At 56.0% G+C, this 19,762-nt stretch carries 14 protein-coding genes; 8 read left to right on the top strand and 6 right to left on the bottom strand.

Features of this window, described 5'->3' with window-relative positions; translation table 11 throughout:
• Positions 1-291: 291 nt before the first annotated feature.
• Genes betA through betI form a run of 3 tightly spaced genes read right to left on the bottom strand, consistent with a single transcriptional unit; the run spans position 292 to position 4,078 of the window.
• Positions 292-1,974, bottom strand: coding sequence for a choline dehydrogenase (gene betA / locus AC6I8J_RS10650; protein ID WP_161733097.1), 1,683 nt, complete (start codon positions 1,972-1,974; stop codon positions 292-294).
• A gap of 23 nt (positions 1,975-1,997) precedes the next feature.
• Complete coding sequence (gene betB, locus AC6I8J_RS10645) at positions 1,998-3,470, bottom strand: betaine-aldehyde dehydrogenase (protein ID WP_497825344.1); 1,473 nt, start codon at positions 3,468-3,470, stop codon at positions 1,998-2,000.
• A 14-nt stretch (positions 3,471-3,484) separates the two neighbouring features.
• Positions 3,485-4,078, bottom strand: a complete 594-nt coding sequence (gene betI / locus AC6I8J_RS10640) for a transcriptional regulator BetI (protein ID WP_222925379.1) — start codon at positions 4,076-4,078, stop codon at positions 3,485-3,487.
• Positions 4,079-4,333: 255 nt separating this feature from the next.
• Between betI and AC6I8J_RS10635 the strand changes: the two genes are divergently transcribed.
• The 4 genes from AC6I8J_RS10635 (at position 4,334) to AC6I8J_RS10620 (ending at position 9,125) form a co-directional block, all read left to right on the top strand.
• On the top strand, positions 4,334-6,364 hold the full coding sequence (locus AC6I8J_RS10635; RefSeq protein WP_161733091.1) for a choline transporter: 2,031 nt from the start codon (positions 4,334-4,336) through the stop codon (positions 6,362-6,364).
• Between the two features lie 134 nt (positions 6,365-6,498).
• Positions 6,499-7,860, top strand: a complete 1,362-nt coding sequence (locus AC6I8J_RS10630) for an MFS transporter (RefSeq protein ID WP_222925380.1) — start codon at positions 6,499-6,501, stop codon at positions 7,858-7,860.
• Between the two features lie 146 nt (positions 7,861-8,006).
• On the top strand, positions 8,007-8,219 hold the full coding sequence (locus AC6I8J_RS10625; protein WP_161733087.1) for a DUF1272 domain-containing protein: 213 nt from the start codon (positions 8,007-8,009) through the stop codon (positions 8,217-8,219).
• A gap of 258 nt (positions 8,220-8,477) precedes the next feature.
• On the top strand, positions 8,478-9,125 hold the full coding sequence (locus AC6I8J_RS10620; protein ID WP_497825343.1) for a metallophosphoesterase: 648 nt from the start codon (positions 8,478-8,480) through the stop codon (positions 9,123-9,125).
• Position 9,126: 1 nt separating this feature from the next.
• Here the strand turns inward: AC6I8J_RS10620 and rsmF are convergent, their stop codons facing one another.
• From rsmF to yebS, 3 genes are all read right to left on the bottom strand, one after another.
• Positions 9,127-10,554, bottom strand: a complete 1,428-nt coding sequence (gene rsmF, locus AC6I8J_RS10615; protein ID WP_497825342.1) for a 16S rRNA (cytosine(1407)-C(5))-methyltransferase RsmF — start codon at positions 10,552-10,554, stop codon at positions 9,127-9,129.
• Positions 10,555-10,883: 329 nt separating this feature from the next.
• A complete protein-coding gene (locus AC6I8J_RS10610; RefSeq protein ID WP_161733081.1) occupies positions 10,884-13,517 on the bottom strand; it encodes a PqiB family protein in 2,634 nt (877 codons plus the stop codon).
• The gene (yebS, locus tag AC6I8J_RS10605; protein ID WP_497825341.1) at positions 13,486-14,730 is read right to left on the bottom strand and encodes a membrane integrity lipid transport subunit YebS; all 1,245 of its coding nucleotides are present in this window, start codon (positions 14,728-14,730) and stop codon (positions 13,486-13,488) included. The genes AC6I8J_RS10610 and yebS overlap by 32 nt, the downstream gene beginning before the upstream one ends.
• Positions 14,731-14,944: 214 nt before the next feature.
• Here yebS and AC6I8J_RS10600 point away from each other — a divergent pair, with 214 nt between their 5' ends.
• The 4 genes from AC6I8J_RS10600 to htpX all read left to right on the top strand — a co-directional run bounded on the left by AC6I8J_RS10600 (position 14,945) and on the right by htpX (position 19,428).
• On the top strand, positions 14,945-15,445 hold the full coding sequence (locus AC6I8J_RS10600; RefSeq protein WP_161733077.1) for a GAF domain-containing protein: 501 nt from the start codon (positions 14,945-14,947) through the stop codon (positions 15,443-15,445).
• A gap of 96 nt (positions 15,446-15,541) precedes the next feature.
• Complete coding sequence (proQ, locus tag AC6I8J_RS10595; RefSeq protein WP_033732888.1) at positions 15,542-16,243, top strand: RNA chaperone ProQ; 702 nt, start codon at positions 15,542-15,544, stop codon at positions 16,241-16,243.
• A gap of 19 nt (positions 16,244-16,262) precedes the next feature.
• Positions 16,263-18,302, top strand: a complete 2,040-nt coding sequence (gene prc / locus AC6I8J_RS10590; protein ID WP_161733075.1) for a carboxy terminal-processing peptidase — start codon at positions 16,263-16,265, stop codon at positions 18,300-18,302.
• Positions 18,303-18,546: 244 nt separating this feature from the next.
• The gene (gene htpX / locus AC6I8J_RS10585) at positions 18,547-19,428 is read left to right on the top strand and encodes a protease HtpX (protein ID WP_161733073.1); all 882 of its coding nucleotides are present in this window, start codon (positions 18,547-18,549) and stop codon (positions 19,426-19,428) included.
• The last annotated feature ends 334 nt before the right edge of the window (positions 19,429-19,762 follow it).

Raw genomic sequence — 19,762 nt, 5'->3', positions numbered from 1 at the left:
GGGTAAGATGTGACATGAACATTCTGCTCATAAAATTTACAACGCATCCACATTGTTGCTTCTCGTCAGTGGACGGATAATGCCTCCGGTGAAATACACGCCGGATTTATACCATTCTGCACATCATGAAATCAACAGCAGATGCTGCTATTTTTGATTCCTGTTGAGGTTTGATGGTTCAAAAATCAGTTTTTTTTAAAACGTATGTAGGGAAGCGCGAGTTCGTAAAACAGTGCAAAAAAAAACCGGGCAACAGAATGCCCGGTTTTTGTTACGTGACACCGTCACGAATCACTCAGCGCGCTGCGGCACGGTGCGAACCGGCGCATCACCCGCGACATAGTAAGTGGCGGTGCTGCGTGGCAGCGGATTGCGGCCACGAATCTTATCGGCAATCTTCTCGCCAATCATGATAGTGGTGGCATTCAGGTTACCGGTGATAATCAGCGGCATAATCGACGCATCAACGACACGTAAACCTTCCAGCCCATGTACACGACCTTCGCCATCCACGACGGCCATCGGGTCGTTACCCATCTTACAGGTGCCGCACGGATGATAGGCGGTTTCGCCGTGGTTGCGCACGAACTCGTCCAGCTGCTCATCCGTCTGGCAATCCAGACCCGGACTGATTTCACGGCCACGATATTTATCCAGCGCTGGCTGATTGATTATCTGACGCGTAATGCGGATAGCATCGCGGAACTCATGCCAGTCCTGCTCATGTGACATGTAGTTGAACAGAATAGCCGGATGACGACGCGGATCGCGTGACTTCAGGCGCACATGACCACGGCTTGGCGAACGCATAGAGCCGACGTGACACTGGAAGCCGTGGGCATCAACAGCGTTAGAACCGTTGTAGTTAATTGCTACCGGCAGGAAGTGATACTGAATGTTCGGCCAGCTGAACTCTTCGCGGCTGCGGATAAAGCCGCCTGCTTCAAACTGGTTGCTGGCACCGATTCCGGTGCCGTTAAACATCCACTCTGCACCGATTTTCGGCTGGTTCCACCACTTCAGGGCCGGATAGATAGAAACCGGCTCTTTACACTCATACTGCAGATACATCTCCAGATGGTCCTGCAGGTTTTCACCCACGCCCGGCAAGTCGTGCACCAGCGGAATGTCGAATTGCTTCAGCAGCTCAGGCGAACCCACGCCAGAACGCTGCAGGATCTGTGGCGAGGCGATAGCACCCGCGCACAGCAGCACTTCACGACGAGCCGTCACTTTATTGATGGTGTTGCTGTCGCCCTGCAGATACTCCACGCCAACCGCGCGCTTGCCGTCGAAGATGATGCGATCGGTGGTGGCATGCGTAATGATCTTCAGGTTGGGGCGACCTTTGGCCATATCGAGATAGCCACGGGCAGTGCTGGAACGACGACCCTTTGGCGTCACGGTACGATCCATCGGACCAAAACCTTCCTGCTGGTAGCCATTCAGATCGTCGGTGCGTGGATAACCCGCCTGTACACCCGCCTCAATCATCGCTTCAAACAGCACGTTGTTGCCCGCTTTCGGCGTTGCCACGCAAACCGGGCCATCGCCGCCGTGGAAATCGTTCGGGCCGATATCACGGGTTTCCGCTTTACGGTAGTAGGGCAGGCAGTCCAGATAACTCCAGTTCTCCAGTCCCGGCTCGCTGGCCCAGTTGTCCAGATCCATCGCGTTGCCGCGGATGTAACACATGCCGTTAATCAGGGATGAACCACCCAGGCCTTTGCCGCGACCACACTCCATGCGGCGGTTGTTCATGTAAGGCTCTGGCTCAGTCTCATAGGCCCAGTTATAGCGTTTTCCCTGCAGCGGGAAGGCAAGGGCCGCAGGCATCTGTGTACGAAAATCAAAACGGTAATCCGGGCCGCCCGCTTCGAGCAACAGGACGCTCACGTTGCTTTCCTCGGTAAGACGGGTCGCCAGAACATTACCTGCGGATCCGGCTCCAATAATAATGTAATCAAATTCCATTCGTCGTTCCTCAGGTTAAGTGATTAAAAGACTGACTGAAAACGCGTCAGCTCAACCTGCACGGACTTCACCTGGGTGTAGCTCTGCAGCGTCATCAGACCATTCTCGCGGCCAATACCGGAGTGCTTGTAGCCGCCCACCGGCATCTCTGCGGCGGACTCGCCCCAGGTGTTGATCCAGCAGATACCGGCTTCGATCTGATGAATCACGCGGTGCGCTTTATTCAGGTCCTGCGTCACCAGTCCGGCGGCCAGACCAAACTCGGTATCGTTGGCGCGGCGGATCACTTCTTCTTCACTTTCATAGCTCAGGATCGACATCACCGGCCCGAAGATCTCTTCACGGACAATCTTCATCTCATCACGGCAGTCGGTGAACACGGTGGGGGCCACCCAGGCACCCTGGTCGAAATCACCACCAGTCAGACGTTTGCCGCCACACAGCACGCGTGCGCCTTCAGCAATGCCGGATTCGATGTAGCGCATCACGTTGTCGCGATGGCTGAAGCTGACCAGCGGACCAAAGTTGGTAGCCGGATCACGCAGATCGCCTGCTTTAATACGGGCAACGCGTTCGCTGATTTTGGTCTCGAACGCCGCCTGCAGTTTTGCAGGGATAAAGACGCGGGTGCCGTTGGTGCAGACCTGACCGGAGCTGTAGAAGTTCGCCATCATGGCAATGTCAGCGGCCAGATCGAGATCGGCATCATCAAATATGATCAGCGGTGATTTACCGCCCAGCTCCATAGTGACCTCTTTCAGCGTTGACCCCGCTGCATTCGCCATCACTTTTTTGCCGCTGACAACGCCGCCGGTAAAGGAGACTTTGTCGATGCCCGGATGCTCGGTGAGCAACTGACCGGTCACCGAACCGATGCCCGGCAGCACGTTAAACACGCCATCCGGCAGGCCCGCTTCGGTGTAGATTTCTGCCAGCTTCAGGGCAGTAAGCGGAGTCATTTCGCTGGGTTTGAAAATCATCGCGTTACCCGCTGCCAGCGCGGGTGCGGATTTCCACAGGGCGATCTGAATCGGGTAGTTCCAGGCACCGATACCGGCGACCACGCCCAGCGGTTCGCGGCGGGTATAAACAAAGGCGGTTTCACGCAGTGGGATCTGCTGACCCTCCAGCGCCGGAACCAGACCCGCGTAGTACTCCAGCACGTCTGCACCGGTGACGATATCGACTGCTGAGGTTTCGCTGTAAGGTTTACCGGTGTCCAGCATTTCCAGCTCTGCCAGCTCATCATTACGCTCGCGCAGGATGTCGACGGCGCGACGCAGGATGCGTGAGCGCTCCATGGCGGTCATTGCCGCCCAGACCTTCTGGCCTTTTCTGGCGGCAGCAACGGCGCGATCGACATCTTCCTGGCCGGCGGCATGAACCTCTGCCAGGACTTCGCCGTTGACCGGGTTGATTGTCTGGAACGTTTCGCCAGACGCTGCGGCAACATAAGCGCCATCGATGTAGAGTTTCTGCTCGGTGAATCGGGACATGTTTTCTCCTTCCGTTATTCGTGCTCGCCAGCCAGTTGCTGACGGATGAATTGGGTGGTCAGTGTGAGCGCGATAGCGGGATCGAATGGCTTACCGCTTAGCGCGGCGCGCAGCCACAGACCGTCGATCAGGGCAGCCAGACCGTGTGCGGCCAGGCGTGCTTTTTCCAGCGGCAGTTCACGCCGGAATTCGACCACCAGCGTTGAGTAAAGCCGACGGCTGCTGACCCGCTCAAGCCGGTTAAGCTGGGGCTGATGCATGCTACTCGACCAGAAGTCGAGCCAGGCTTTCATCACCGCGGTGTGCACCTGGGTTTCATCAAAATTTCCATCAACAATGGCACACAGCCGCTGTTCTGCAGAGGCATCGGCCAGCGGTTTTAGCCGCGACAGTACTGCCTCGCGTAGCTGACGCGTCACATCACGCATCGTAGCTTCCAGTAAACCGTTCTTGTCCTTGAAGTAGTGACTGATGATGCCGGTTGAGACCCCCGCCCGCCGGGCGATCTGGGCAATCGTGGCATCATTAATCCCCATCTCATTAATCGTGCTCAGGGTCGCATCAATCAGTTGCCGACGTCGTATCGGCTGCATCCCTACCTTTGGCATAGCTCCAGCTCCACCCTCAAATCGAGCCCCTATTTAATCTTTTTTTGATTGCACGTTCAATATAAAAAGAAAATTTGTTAGGATGCTGTTTTTTAAATGTAGCGTAAGCGAAACGGCAATGAGTGCTAAAATAGGCTGGATTGTCATAGCGATTAACAGGAAGTGACAGAACGAGACAGAGCCGCACGGCCTGAACACCGTGGGCGGCAAGACGTATCCATTGCGAATTTTCAGGACATTAACCAGAGGTAATCGATGAATAATCCACCTTCCGGTGAAAAAGACAGACTCAATCCCGTTGTATTTTATACCTCTGCCGGATTGATTCTGACGTTTTCACTTGTGACGATTCTCTACAGTGAACTGGCCGCGAGCTGGATCCTCAAGGCGGTCAACTGGGTTTCCGCCACCTTCGGCTGGTACTACATGCTGGCTGCCACCCTCTACATCGTCTTTGTGCTCTATATGGCCTGCTCACGCTTTGGCTCTATTAAGCTTGGGCCGGAGCACTCTAAACCCGAATTTAGCGTGCTCAGCTGGTCCGCCATGCTGTTTGCTGCCGGGATCGGCATCGACCTGATGTTCTTCTCGGTCGCCGAACCGGTGACGCAGTATATGCAGCCGCCGGAAGGAGCAGGGCAGACGCTGGAAGCCGCCCGCCAGGCGATGGTCTGGACGCTGTTCCACTACGGACTGACCGGCTGGTCGATGTACGCACTGATGGGCATCGCGCTGGGCTACTTCAGCTACCGTTATAACCTGCCGCTGACTATTCGTTCGGCGCTCTATCCCATATTCGGTAAACGCATCTATGGCCCCATTGGTCACACGGTAGATATCGCAGCCGTGGTCGGCACCATCTTTGGTATCGCTACCACGTTAGGGATAGGGGTCGTACAGCTGAACTACGGCCTGAAAGTGCTGTTTGATATCCCGGAAGGCCTGACCGCGCAGACCGCGCTGATTGTCCTCTCTGTGGTGATCGCTACCATCTCTGTGACGTCGGGTGTTGATAAAGGGATCCGTTTCCTCTCCGAACTCAACGTGATCATGGCGCTTGGCCTGATTCTGTTTGTGCTGTTCTTCGGCAACACCGAGTTCCTGCTGAATGCTCTGGTGCTGAACGTTGGCGATTACATCAACCGCTTCATGGGCATGACGCTCAATACCTTTGCCTTTGATCGTCCAACCCAATGGATGAACAGCTGGACGCTCTTCTTCTGGGCGTGGTGGGTGGCGTGGTCGCCGTTTGTCGGCCTGTTCCTGGCGCGTATCTCACGCGGTCGTACCATTCGTGAGTTCGTGCTGGGCACGCTGATTATTCCGTTCACCTTTACACTGCTGTGGCTGTCCGTGTTCGGTAACGCCGCGCTGTATCAGATCATTCACGGTAATACGGAATTTGCGCAGGAAGTAATGAATCATGCAGAGCGTGGCTTCTACAGCCTGCTGGCGCAGTATCCGGCGTTTAAACTCAGCGCATCGGTTGCCACCATCACTGGCATGCTGTTCTACGTGACCTCTGCGGATTCCGGTTCGCTGGTGCTGGGTAACTTCACCTCGCGGCTGAAAGACATTAACAGCGATGCGCCAAACTGGCTGCGCATCTTCTGGTCCGTGGCGATTGGGGTGCTGACGCTGAGCATGCTGATGACCAACGGTATCACTGCCCTGCAGAACACCACGGTGATCATGGGACTGCCGTTCAGCTTTGTGATCTTCTTTGTGATGGCGGGTCTGTTTAAATCACTGAAGATTGAGGATCACCGCCGTGCCAGCGCCACGCGCGATACTGCGCCCTATCTGGCGCATGCGACCGACCGTCTGACCTGGAAGAAGCGTCTGTCACGCCTGATGAACTACCCGGGTTCGCGTTACACCCAGCAGATGATGGAAAAGACCATTTTCCCGGCGATGCAGGAAGTGGCAAAAGAGCTGGAACTGCGTGATGCCCGCGTCACACTGGAAAGCGTCGAGGCAGATGAGGCGAACCCGATTGGCTATCTGGATCTGCGTGTTCATCTGGGCGAAGAGCAGGACTTCATTTATCAGGTCTGGCCGCAGCAATATTCGATTCCGGGCTTTACCTACCGCGCCCGTAGCGGTAAGTCGACCTACTATCGACTGGAAACGTTCCTGATGGAGGGCAGCCAGGGTAACGACCTGATGGATTACAGCAAAGAGCAGGTGATCATCGACATACTGGATCAGTATGAGCGACACCTGAACTTCATCCATCTCAACCGTGAAGCGCCGGGCAGCAATATCAGCTTCCCAAGCGTGTAAACCAGGCCCGTCAGCACTGTGCTGGCGGGTTTTTTTTTGCCATCGACGAGCCGTTACACGCCGTCGCCTGCCGATATCGTCTATCTTTAGGGCTTTGCTGGCCTGATGCCTGAAGGGTATAGACAGGGAGTCATATGGGAAAAATATTCAGTACGTTTCTGCCGCTCTACACCACCACGCTGCTGATGCTGCTTGGTTCCGGTTTACTGACCACCTATGTCTCATTACGGCTGGCCAGCGAGCAGGTTAACGGCGCGCTGATTGGTGCAATTATCGCGGCAAACTATATCGGGCTGGTCATTGGCGGCAAGGTGGGGCACAACCTGATCGCCCGCGTCGGCCATATCCGTGCCTACGTCGCCTGCGCCGGGATCATTACCGCCTCCGTGGTGGGTCACGGCCTGACTGACTTTATTCCGCTTTGGGTCTTTCTGCGTCTGATTATCGGACTCTGCATGATGTGCCAGTACATGGTGCTGGAGAGCTGGCTCAACGATCAGGCGGAATCGTCGCAGCGTGGCATGATTTTCGGCTTATATATGGTCGCTACCTACCTTGGGCTGAGTGGCGGGCAGGTGATACTGAGCCTGCAGACCGGATTTGGTGTGAGTACGCTGCTGATTGTCGCACTCTGCTTCGCGCTCTGTCTGGTGCCGATAGCGCTGACCACCCGCACCCATGTCAGGCCGATGACGCCCGCACCCATGGAACTGGGCTATTTTATCCGCACCATCCCCAAACTGCTCGGCACCACACTGGTAACCGGCATGGTAATTGGTGCCTTCTACGGTCTGGCACCCGTTTATGGCAGCAGCAAAGGCTTCACCACCGGTCAGACCGGCTATTTTATGAGTCTTACGATCTTTGCCGGGCTGGTGTCGCAGTTTCCACTGAGCTGGCTTTCTGACCGCTACGATCGTCAGCGACTGCTGTTTATTATTGCGATGCTGTTTGCCGTCATCTGCGTGCCACTTATCCTGCTGCCGCATCTGACGTTTGACTGGATGATCGGCATCGCCTTTGCCGCCAGCATGATGCAGTTCGCGCTCTATCCATTGCAGGTGGCGCTGGCCAACGATCAGGTGGCCGCCGAGCGCCGCGTGTCGTTAACCGCCTGTCTGCTGATGGCGTTTGGTATTGGTGCCAGTATCGGCCCGCTGGTGGTCGGTGCGCTGATGCAGCCGCTGGGCAGCAATATGCTCTATCTCTTCTTTGCGCTCTGTGCGCTGGTGATTGGCGGACTGAGTTTTGTCCGTGCGCCAGGTCCGCTTCCGACAACCGAAGTCCCGCTGCCGCACGTGGTCATGCCTGACAGTCTGGCGACCTCGCCACTGGGTGCTGCGCTGATCCCGACGCTGGAAGAGGAGGTGATTCAGGCGTCAATGGGCGGTCAGGCACCGGAGGAGGAGTACGGTGGAGACGAGGGCGCGACTGATGAAGAGGCATTGTCCGACGATCATCCCGGGGAGGTTTCCGAAGATCAGCGCCATAAATAGCCGCGACAGGGCAGGACCTTGTTCGCCAGGCTTTGCATGGCTTTATGCATAATGTCCGGATCTGGCTCACTTCTGTCCGGTCACTGGCTCGACAGGCGGGCCAGCAGCAGCGATGCTGAGTCACCCGCTTCTTCAGGAGTCATACCATGCTGGAACTGCGCCCGAACTGTGAACACTGTGACGTCGATCTGCCGCCATCGTCTCTGGCGGCACGCATCTGCTCGTTTGAATGCACCTTCTGCGCTGACTGCGATGAGCATTTCGCGCATGTTTGCCCCAACTGCGGCGGTGAACTGGTGCGCCGTCCGGTGCGTCCGGCAGAGAAACTACAGAAATATCCGGCCAAAATGCGCAGCTGATCTCAAATGACGACGATTACGTCAGAGGCAGAATAGCCTGCGTGGCCCGATGCCGTTATGATGAATCTCGTCCCTGACAGAGCTACCACCTTAACTGAGTGCCGGAGATAAGCGCCGGGAGGGACGCACTTTTCTTCCACCCTCTGTTTCTCTTCGCCCCACAGCCTTACTGGTTCTGTTTCCCCGTTCATCACGCCGATTCGTGGCCAGCCCTGACTATACTCTGATAATGTTTTCAGCAGAGAGGCGCATGCACCCATGTATTACGACGTCCTGAATGGCGCAGCATGGCGACGGATCTGGGTGGTGGGCGATATCCATGGATGCCGCCGCGAACTCGATGCGCTGTTGCAGCAGCAACAGTTTGACTCTCAGCAGGATTTACTGATTTCGGTAGGCGACATTATTGATCGCGGGCCCGACAGTCTGGGTTGTCTGACCCTGCTGGACGAGCCCTGGTTTCGCTGCGTGCGCGGCAATCATGAGGAGATGGCGCTGGCGGCGTTGCAGGGACAGGAAATGGCGCTCTGGCGGATGAACGGCGGCGACTGGTTCTTCCGGCTGCGGGGCGCAGCGTTAATCGCGGCACGTCATGCGTTGCGGCGCTGTGGTGAACGGCCGCTGATACTGCATCTGCAATTGGGTGAGCGCACTATTGTGATTGCCCATGCAGATTATCCGGCCCGGGAATACGCATTGAATAAGTCACTCGACTGGCAAAAGGTGGTCTGGAGCCGTCAGCGGCTGGAGGACCTGGAGTCAGGTGAGCAGGCGGGCATCCATGGCGCAGATGCCTTTTACTTCGGTCATACCCCGCTGAAACAGCCGCTGACGATTGCCAATCTGCATTACATCGATACCGGCGCCGTGTTTGGCAATCATCTGACGATGCTGCAACTCAAGTGAGTTAGCGGAACAGGCGACCGTCGCGCACCAGTTCGCGCGGATAGCTGTTCTTGATGCGGGTGCCAACTTTCTTCGCCAGCCCCAGCGGCTGCTGCTGATAGGTCACAATCATCTCATTGTTAACGGGTGCCGTTTCCGGATAGATATCCCGGCCGCGATACCACTCTTCAGCTTCTGCCGCCGTGAGCTCAAAGGCCTGCGTCGCATCGGGTTGCGCCAGTGCAATCACGGCTTCATGCTGCCAGCGATAGCCTTTAGCAAAGGTTTCTGCCAGCTTCAGGCCAATGCGCGAAAAGCGCACTTTGCCCAGCAGCGGGGTGACGGCTTTCGGGAAGAGCCAGATCTCTTTATCACGCTGCCACAGCTCCAGTGCGTCATCCCATTTGATAGAGACAGTGGCGGCGGCCTGTACGATCTCACTTTCCAGCTTACGGTTGAGAGGGGAGAAGGGCAGCTTACCCACTTTGTAGCCCGGCAGGGGTAAGGGCTCGACTGACGCGATTTTACGCAGACGCGCCACGAAAAAGCCTTCGCTGTCGAACATCTGCGGAAAGACATGCAGATAGCCTTCGGGCGTCGCGGCCTGATCACCACCCTCAAAAAGCCTGTCGAGCGGCACGACCTCAACCGCGTCCGGATAGCGCTGCAGCAGCCAGCTAATCACCTGCTGATTCTCAATCTGATTCAGGGTGCAGGTTGAATAAACCAGCGTGCCGCCAGGTTTGAGTGCGTGAAAGGCACTGTCGAGCAGATCACGCTGGGTCGCGGCGATCTCTTCGGTACTCGCCAGCGACCAGTTTTTCAGTGCATCCGCATCTTTACGAATCACGCCTTCGCCGGAGCAGGGTGCGTCGAGGAGGATGGCGTCGAACTGCTCCGGCAGGGCGGGCCCGAAGACCCGCGCGTCAAAGTGCGTCAGGGCACTGTTGCTGACGCCGCAGCGGCTGATGTTAGCGTGCAGCACTTTGACCCGGCTGGAGGAGAATTCGTTTGCCAGGATTACGCCCTGATTGCCCATTCGCGCCGCAATCTGGGTGGTTTTGGAACCCGGTGCCGCCGCCATATCCATCACGGCGCTGACCTCTGGCTGGGTATCAAACAGTGCAGTTACCGGCAGCATGGAGCTGGCTTCCTGAATGTAGAACAGGCCGCTGAGATGCTCAGCGACGCTACCCAGCGGCAGGCTCTCATCTTCCCGGCTGATCCAGAATCCCTCTTCGCACCACGGCACCGGCGTCAGCTTCCAGTCATACCCGGCGGTCTGGCTCAGGAAGTCAGCTACGCTGATCTTCAGGGTATTGACGCGAATACTGCGGCGCAGCGGTTGCTGACTGTAGGCGATAAACTGCGCGAAGCTCGCCTCATCGGGCAGGCTCTGACGCATTAATGAGAGAAAATCGGCGGGGAAAAACGAAGACGCATCTGACACGGGCACATTCCAGTTAAGGCAAAGGCGGCAGTGTACCATGAGGAAAGAAAACGGGCAGCCAGGCTGCCCGTTTGAGAGTGAGAATAACGTGAAGGCTCAGGGAGCATACGCCTTTCGCAAAGACGCTAAAGACGCCATCCCAGGCATGCTCAGCGCGGGCGATTACGCACCTCATCCCTGAGGTGCGCCCGTAAACGGGCCAACGCGTTGCGTTGTTCAAAAACGCTCCCGGCGTTTTTGTCCATGGCCCGCGATGCTTTGCTACAGGCGTATACTCCCATCGCTTTACGTTTTGAGCCGTCTGAAAGAAGCGGCTCGTTCAGAGTAAATTAACGCGGAGACGGAATCGCCGTTCCCCAGGTACGCCACTCTTTCGGCGCTTCATCCTGCAGCAGGAAATGTTTATCCGGGTTCGCCTGTGGCGCCAGCGGCACCGTTGGTGGCGTCGCAAACTGAATACCGCCGCGAATAAACTGCTGGAAGGTCCCGGTTTTCACCACGCCGCCCACCAGACCGAAGTCGAGGTTGTATCCGGACGCCAGCCAGAACACCGAATTGTTCCGCACCAGATGCTGGTACTTCTTACTGATGCGAAGGGCGATCTGCACGCGGTCGGCCATATTACCCAGTGACGTGCCGGTGACGGTACCCACTTCCACACCCCGGAACAGCACCGGCGTACCCAGCGACAGTGAACCGGCCTCAGTGGCATCAACATAAATGTTCAGGCCATTCAGGTAGCGCGAATCGGTAATGGTGCTTTCCTGCAATTCAAAGGTGCGTGCAGCACCGCCTTTGCCCGGATCAACGTTGACGTACGGCTGTAACAGGGTCTCCAGATGATTTACACCCGTAGCGGAAATCTCCGGTGAAACCACTGAGAAACGGCTGCCGAGGCGGGCAAAATCATTCACATATTCAGGGTAGAGTACGGCTTTCGCCACGACCTGATTGTTATCTTTGCTTAACGACAGTGACTCCACCTGACCGACATTGATACCCAGATAACGAATCGGCATCCCGGCAGAGAGCTTGCTGGCGTCATAGGTGTGCAGCGTAATCTGACTGCCCACCGCGCGGGCGGCGGTTTCAGAGGAGTAGAGCATGCGTTTAGCCCCTTTGACCGACTGCGCACCACTCATATTGTCGAAGCTGATTGCGCCTTTCAGCGCACGGTTAAGGGGCGATGCCTGCACCGTCAGACCGCTGCCGTTAAGGCTGACGCGTGCGCCACCCTCAGCCCAGAACACGCTTTCGCTGGTCAGCAGCTTGCGATACTCCGGCTGAATATGCACCGCAATATCAAAAGCGTCAGCGCGCGGCGTCACTTTGACAATCTCGCCCACCTGGAATTTACGGTAAAGCACGACCGAACCGGCCTGTACGTCAGGCAGGCTGTTGGCGGTCAGCATCAGCGTCGTGGACGGGCCATCGCCGGTAATGCCTTCGTCCGCTTTTTCAGCATCGGCAAACAGCGGATAGGCGCTTTTTGGCTCGCCTTTTTTGCCCGGCTCCAGCCGGATGCCGCCATCTACCCACTCGCGGGCGCTGGCACCTAATACCTGCATGCCATCAAGACCGAACTTCACATCGAGGCGACTGTTGACGATAAATTTGCTGTCGCCATGCACCAGATTGCGATTTTCAGGATTGACCGCGACGACGAAATTGACGCCATTTTCATCCAGCGAACGTGACATGACCTGACCAATCTGCATACCGTGCAGCATCAGCGGCTGGCCCTGATCGATGCCGTAGCTCTCTGGTGCGCTGAGTTTGACCGTGAGTACGTTGGGTTTCTGCAGCAGTGTCTCATTCGACGCCAGCACGGTGAAGTGCTGCTGCGGCTCGCCTTCACCCGGCACCAGTTCCAGCGTATTACCGGTCAGCAGCGCGCTGAGGCTGGTATCGGTCAGGCTGATTTTCGGGCTGTGCATTTCGATGCGGGTACCGCTGCGCATCAGTCCAACCACAGAAGGATCAATCGTCAGCTCGCCGGTCACCTTGCCGCCATCCAGCAGGTTCAGTTTAGTCAGCGTACCCACCTCCAGGCCCTGGTACATCAGCGGGGTGCTGCCGGCCTTGAGATTTTTACCATCAGGCAGGTCAAGCGTGATTTGCACGCCGCGCTGGCTGTGCGCCAGATCGGGATAGAGCCGGTAGTTCTGCTCCGCTTTGGCGGTTTCCGCCCCCTGCGGTGAGTCAAACGCAATCGCGCCATTGACCAGCGCCGCCAGACTCTCCAGCTGCACTTTAGCGCCGCTCAGGCTGACGTCCGCATTGACGCCCGACACGTTCCAGAAGCGGCTGTTGGTCTTCACCAGATTAATAAAGCGACGCTCAATCAGCACATCAATTGCCACGCCATCGGCCTTATTATCAATACTGTAGTCATAGACCCGACCAACCGGAATTTTACGGTAGTAGACCAGCGAGCCAGTGTTGAGAGAGCCAAGATCGGGCGCATGCAGATGGATCATCAATTCGCCGGTATTGACCCGGTATTTCGGTTGCGTATCCAGCGCGGTAAACGCCTCGCTGGGTTTACCTTTACCCGGCATCATCCCGATATAGTTACCGCCGACCAGCGCATCCAGACCCGAGACGCCCGCCAGTGAGGCTTTGGGCGTCACCAGCCAGAACTGAGTATCCTCACGCAGCGCGTCGCGCATGTCGCTCTTGATGCTGGCTTTAATCTGGATTCTACGATAGTCGTCGCTGAGATTAATGCCCTGCACGGTGCCCACTTCTACGCCCTGATAACGGATCGGGGTACGACCCGGCACGATACCATCCGCCGTCTGAAAATTGATGGTGATGGTGGTGCCGCGCTCCTGATAATTAGTCCAGAGCAGCCAGCAGGCGATCAGCATCGCAATGACCGGCAGCAGCCAGAAGGGCGAAATTTTGCGCTTATTACGCAGCGTTGCGTTAGTCGGTGTAGTCGGCGTTTCCTGTTGCATGTGCATCCCAGAGCAGGCGGCTGTCCAGCCACTCAACAGACATAATGGTCAGGATGACGGCCGCGCCAAAAAACAGCGCAGCCGGTCCCATGGTAAAAGCCAGCAGCTGATCACGGTTGACCAGCGACATGGTTAACGAAATGACAAACAGATCGAGCATGGACCAGCGGCCAACCCAGGTCACAAACCGCAGCAACCGGATGCGGGTTCTCAGTCCCTGTTCACAGCGGAAATGAATGCTAAGCAGCAGCGTCAGCATGACCAGTACCTTGGTAAAGGGCACCAGAATACTGGCGATAAACACAATCGCTGCCACCGGAATATTGCCTTCACCCAGCCCCAGGATGCCGGAGAAGATGGTGTCCTCGCGCCGTGAACCGTTCAGGTAAACCACGGAAATAGGCAGCAGATTCGCAGGGATCAAGAACACAATCGACGCGATCAGCGCAGCCCAGGATTTCTGCAGGCTGTGGCGGCGACGGAAGTCGAGCGGCGTATGGCAGCGCGGGCAGCGGCCCCGTTCATCAGCGATGCCGGTGTTATGACAGTTGAGGCAGACCTGCATGTCGTCACGGGCCATATTGCCGGGGCTTTGCGGGTAGAAATGCTCCCACAGCTGTTCCATATTCAGATGGATCATGGTCAGCACGCTCAGCACCGTCAGGGCAATGTAGGCCGCCAGCCCATAGCCAATCTCCAGCGAAGCATAGTCCTGCACCTTGATGGATGCCACGGCGATGCCGACCAGGTAAATATCGAGCATTACCCACTCTTTGAGCTTCTCCAGCATGATCAATACGGGCCGCAGGTTCATGCCCAGACGATGACCAATACCGAGATAACAGATGCCGGCGACCAGCGTTACCGGCGCACCAATGGTGCAGAACGCCACCATCGAAGCGGTCAGCACATCACCCTGCTGAGTCATCTGAATCACCCCTTCCAGCACGCTGGCATTAATGCGCATACCCAGCAGCCGGATATCCACCAGCGGCAGGGAAAAAGCGAAGGGCATTAACACGATCATGGTGGCGGCCATGACCATCAGTCGGGTCATTGGCCAGTCGCGTCCACTGAGAATCTCAGCGTTGCAGCGCGGGCAGTGTGCCGACTGATGCGTTTTCACATCCGGTAAGGAAAAAAGGGTATCGCATTGCGGGCAACGCTGATAACGTGCGTGAGGCAATGTCTGGCTGATAGCGTGAATTTTCATAGGGTGATGCAATTTTCGCTCTTCAGAGGGAACAGATATTGGTCATTAAGACATTGTCTGTGTGCCTGTCTCGGGCATCACGCTTCGATCCACAGAATGCTAAGGGTATAGCAACTAACGCTATGATTCACCTTGTGGCTCTGGATATTTAAAACTTATTTTTAACGAACGGTCTCTATTGCCCCGTTCAGATGTCATTGGTAACGGTTAAATAATGAACAAAACTGCCTTTTACGCCGATTTGAATCGCGATATGCGCGCCTTGCTGGCGGGAGAAACGGCGTTCCTCGCCGCAATGGGAAACTTTAGCGCGCTGCTGTACGAACGTCTCGATGGCGTGAACTGGGCAGGTTTCTATCTGCTTACGGAAGCCGATACGCTGGTGCTTGGCCCGTTCCAGGGGAAAATCGCCTGTGTGCGCATTCCGGTCGGTAAAGGTGTGTGTGGCACGGCGCTGGCAGAAGAAAAAGTGCAACGAGTCGATGATGTGCATGCTTTCCCGGGCCACATCGCCTGTGACGCTGCCAGTAATGCTGAGATTGTGATTCCTCTGAAAGTGAATGGCACTGTGGTTGGGGTGCTGGACATCGATAGCGTGGAGTACAATCGCTTTGACAGCGACGACGAATCGGGGCTGGTCAAACTGACTGATGGGCTTTGTGAAGTGCTTGCGAACAGCGACTTAGAAAAATATCTGCAGCTGACGCGCAGCTAATCGACTGGATCACATGGCATTTAGCGATGTTGTCATTATAATGTCGCCTGTTCATGCCTGCGCTGGTCGGCAAACCCGTTGTAATCAGGAAATTTCATGGAAAATCAACCTAAGTTGAATAGCAGTAAAGAAGTCATCACTTTTCTGGCGGAGCGCTTTCCGCACTGCTTTAGCGCTGAAGGTGAAGCGCGTCCGCTCAAAATCGGTATCTTTCAGGATCTGGTCGAGCGTGTTCAGGGCGAAATGGGTCTGAGCAAAACACAGCTGCGTTCCGCGCTGCGTCTCTATACGTCAAGCTGGCGTTATCTGTACGGCATCAAAGCCGGTGCGATTCGTGTCGATCTCGACGGTAACGCCTGTGGCGTGCTGGATGAGCAACACGTTGAGCATGCACGTAAGCAACTGGAAGAAGCGAAAGCACGCGTCCAGGCGCAGCGTGACCAGCAGCGTGCTGCACGTCGTGAAGCGGGTGAAAGCGAAGAGGGCGCGGCACCGCGTCGTCCACGCAAGCCCGCGCCACGTAAGCCTGCAGAAGGCGATGCTGCGCGTAAACCACGTCCGCAGACGACTGCACCGCGTGCGACCGCCTCACAGCATCGCAAGCCAGCCCCACGTCCGGAGCAGGAAGCCCGACCCATCACTGATACCTCAACTTTGCAACCCGGCCAGAGTATTAAAGTTAAAGCAGGCAAAAGTGCGATGGACGCTACCGTTCTTGAAGTATCAAAAGACGGCGTTCGGGTCCAGCTCGCTTCCGGCATGGCAATGATTGTGCGCGCAGAACACTTGCAGTTCTGAAACGGAGGCTAACCCCGGCATGAACACCCTTTTTAAAGTTGGACTTATTGCGGGCCTGCTCTTAGCAGGCCCAACCTTCGGCGCAGAGAATATTACCCGCGCCGATCAGATTCCCCAGCTTCACGAAGACCCGCAGGATCCGACGGTCAGTGAGCGCGTCACCTCGCGCTTTACCCGTTCCCACTACCGCCAGTTCGATCTGGATCAGAACTTTTCAGCGAAAATTTTTGATCGCTACCTGAACATGCTCGACTACAGCCACAATGTGCTGCTGGCGTCAGATGTGGCGCAGTTTGCCAGCAAAAAAACCACCGTCGGCGATGAGCTGCGCAGTGGCAAGCTGGATCTCTTTTACGATATTTATAATCTGGCGCAGAAACGCCGTTTTGAGCGCTATCAGTATGCGCTGACGGTGCTGGCGCGTCCGATGAATTTCAGCGGCAATGACACAATCGACATTGACCGCGCCAAAGCGCCCTGGCCGAAAGATCAGGCTGAACTCAATGCGCTCTGGGATGCCAAGGTCAAATATGACCAGCTGAGTCTGAAGCTGGCGGGCAAAGACGATAACGAGATCCGCGACGTTCTGACCAAGCGTTACAACTTTGCTATCCGTCGTCTGGCCCAGAGCAACGGTGAAGACGTTTTCCAGCTGGTGATGAACGCGTTCGCCCGCGAAATCGATCCGCACACCAGCTATCTGTCGCCGCGTAACACTGAGCAGTTCAACACGGAGATGAGCCTGTCACTGGAAGGCATCGGTGCGGTACTGCAGATGGATGACGACTACACCGTGATCAACTCGATGGTCGCAGGTGGCCCGGCCGCGAAGAGCAAAGCCATTACCGTTGGCGATCGCATCGTCGGTGTTGGTCAGCCAGGCAAGCCGATGGAAGATGTGATTGGCTGGCGTCTGGATGATGTCGTGGCAAAAATTAAAGGACCCAAGGGCAGCAAAGTGCGCCTGGAAGTTCTGCCCGCCGGTAAGGGTACTAAAACCCGTACTGTAACGCTGACGCGTGAGAAAATCCGTCTTGAAGATCGCGCGGTTAAACTGACCATCAAAAATGTCGGCAAGCAGAAAGTGGGCGTGCTCGATATTCCTGGTTTCTATGTCGGCCTCACCGACGACGTGAAAGTACAGCTGCAGAAACTGCAGAAACAGAACGTCGATAGCGTCGTGATCGATCTCCGTACCAATGGCGGTGGTGCGCTAACCGAAGCGGTCTCGCTTTCCGGCCTGTTTATTCCGAGTGGTCCGGTGGTGCAGGTTCGCGACAATAATGGTCGGGTGCGTGAAGACAGTGATAACGACGGCGTGGTCTACTACAAAGGCCCGCTGGTGGTGCTGGTCGATCGCTTCAGCGCCTCCGCCTCTGAGATCTTTGCTGCTGCGATGCAGGACTATGGTCGTGCAGTGATTGTCGGCGAGCCAACCTTTGGTAAAGGCACCGTTCAGCAGTATCGCTCGCTGAACCGCATTTACGATCAGATGCTGCGTCCGGAATGGCCAGCGTTAGGCTCCGTTTCTTATACGATCCAGAAGTTCTATCGCATTAACGGCGGCAGTACACAGCGTAAAGGCGTCACGCCGGATCTGCTGATGCCAACCGGCGTTGAAGCGGCTGAAACCGGTGAGAAATTTGAAGATAACGCGCTGCCGTGGGACAGCATCAAAGCGGCAACCTATACCAAAACCGGTGATGTTAAACCGCTGGTTGCGCAGCTGACGAAGCAGCATGCGGACCGTATCGCTCAGGATCGCGAGTTCCAGTACATTATGAAGGACATTGCCCGTTACAATGCCCTGAAAGATAAGCGCAATATCGTGTCACTCAATCTTGCCCAGCGCGAGAAAGAGAACCACGAAGATGATGCGTCACGACTGGAGCGAATCAACGCGCGCTATCAGGCCGAAGGCAAAAAACCGCTGAAAAACCTGGATGAGCTGCCGAAAGATTATAAAGAGCCGGATCCCTATCTCGACGAGACGGTGAAGATCGCGAACGATCTTGCGCAACTGGAGAAATCCCAGCCAGAGGCGCCAGCGGCGAAATAATCCGCTGTTGCCAGAAAAAGCACCGCTCAGCGGTGCTTTTTTTTGTACTCAGAAAAGTTTCCAGTAAGCAATGATTAGTGCTGGTGAAGGTGGCTGAAGGCTGAGCTGCTCATCAGGCGTGTCAGAATGTAAAGTTATGTCTTTTTAGGCACTTAAACGTTAAGGTCGCTTGAAAAGCCGCCCAATGCTCATAGGATATGTATCCGCGTATAGGCGCGTGAACTACTGAGGAAGATTAACAAAAATGATGCGTATTGCTCTTTTCCTGATGACCAACCTGGCTGTGATGTTGGTATTCGGGCTGATTCTCAGCCTGACAGGGATCCAGTCAAGCAGTGTTCAGGGCCTGATGATCATGGCAGGCCTGTTTGGCTTCGGCGGTGCGTTTGTTTCACTGCTGATGTCGAAGTGGATGGCGCTGCGTTCGGTTGGCGGTGAAGTGATTGAACAGCCACGCAATGAAACCGAGCGCTGGCTGGTGGATACCATTGGCCGTCAGGCCCAACAGGCGGGCATTGCGATGCCACAGGTCGCGATCTATCACGCACCTGATATCAATGCCTTTGCGACTGGTGCGCGTCGTAACGCCTCACTGGTGGCTGTCTCAACCGGTCTGTTGCAGAACATGAGCCGTGATGAGGCGGAAGCGGTGCTGGCGCACGAAGTGTCGCACATCGCCAACGGTGACATGATTACCATGACGCTGATCCAGGGGGTGGTGAACACCTTCGTGATTTTCGTTTCACGTATTCTGGCACAGATTGCGGCGGGTTTTATGTCCGGCAACCGTGATGGCGAAGAGAGCAGCAACGGCAATCCGCTGGTCTACTTTGCGGTGTCGATGGTGCTGGAGCTGGTATTTGGTATTCTTGCCAGCATCATCACCATGTGGTTCTCGCGTCATCGTGAGTTCCACGCCGATGCCGGTTCAGCGAAGCTGGTCGGTCGTGAGAAGATGATTGCGGCGTTGCAGCGCCTGAAAACCAGCTACGAACCGCAGGAGCCGAGCAGCATGCTGGCATTCTGTATCAACGGTAAAGGTAAATCATTCAGCGAGCTGTTTATGTCGCATCCGCCGTTAGATAAGCGTATTGAAGCACTGCGCAGCGGTCAGTATCTGAAGTAGCGTTAAGCAGAGCAAAAAAGGCGACCCGCGGGTCGCCTTTTCTGTTTTAAAACCGTAATCAGACTGCCTCTGACAGCAATATCTTAGCTCAACATGCAGAGAACCCGGGCAGAGGAGGAAAGCGTCCCGCGCCAGGACAAAAACGCCGGGAGCGTTTTTAAACAACGCAAAGCGTTGGACCGTTTACGGTCGCACCTCAGGGATGAGGTGCGCAATGGTGCGGGACGACCGTCATGGATGACAGAAGTCTTTCCGAGCTGACCGGGTTCCCTGTGAAGGCCCGGCCTGACAGCGAATCGGCTCACCCTCTGCCAGGTGGGTCGCCTTTTCTGTT

The organism is Pantoea sp. X-Soil-ISGK-355 (genome assembly GCF_059730805.1).
Note: the sequence above shows the minus strand (reverse complement) of the source record. Positions and strands in the feature narration are given on the sequence as shown.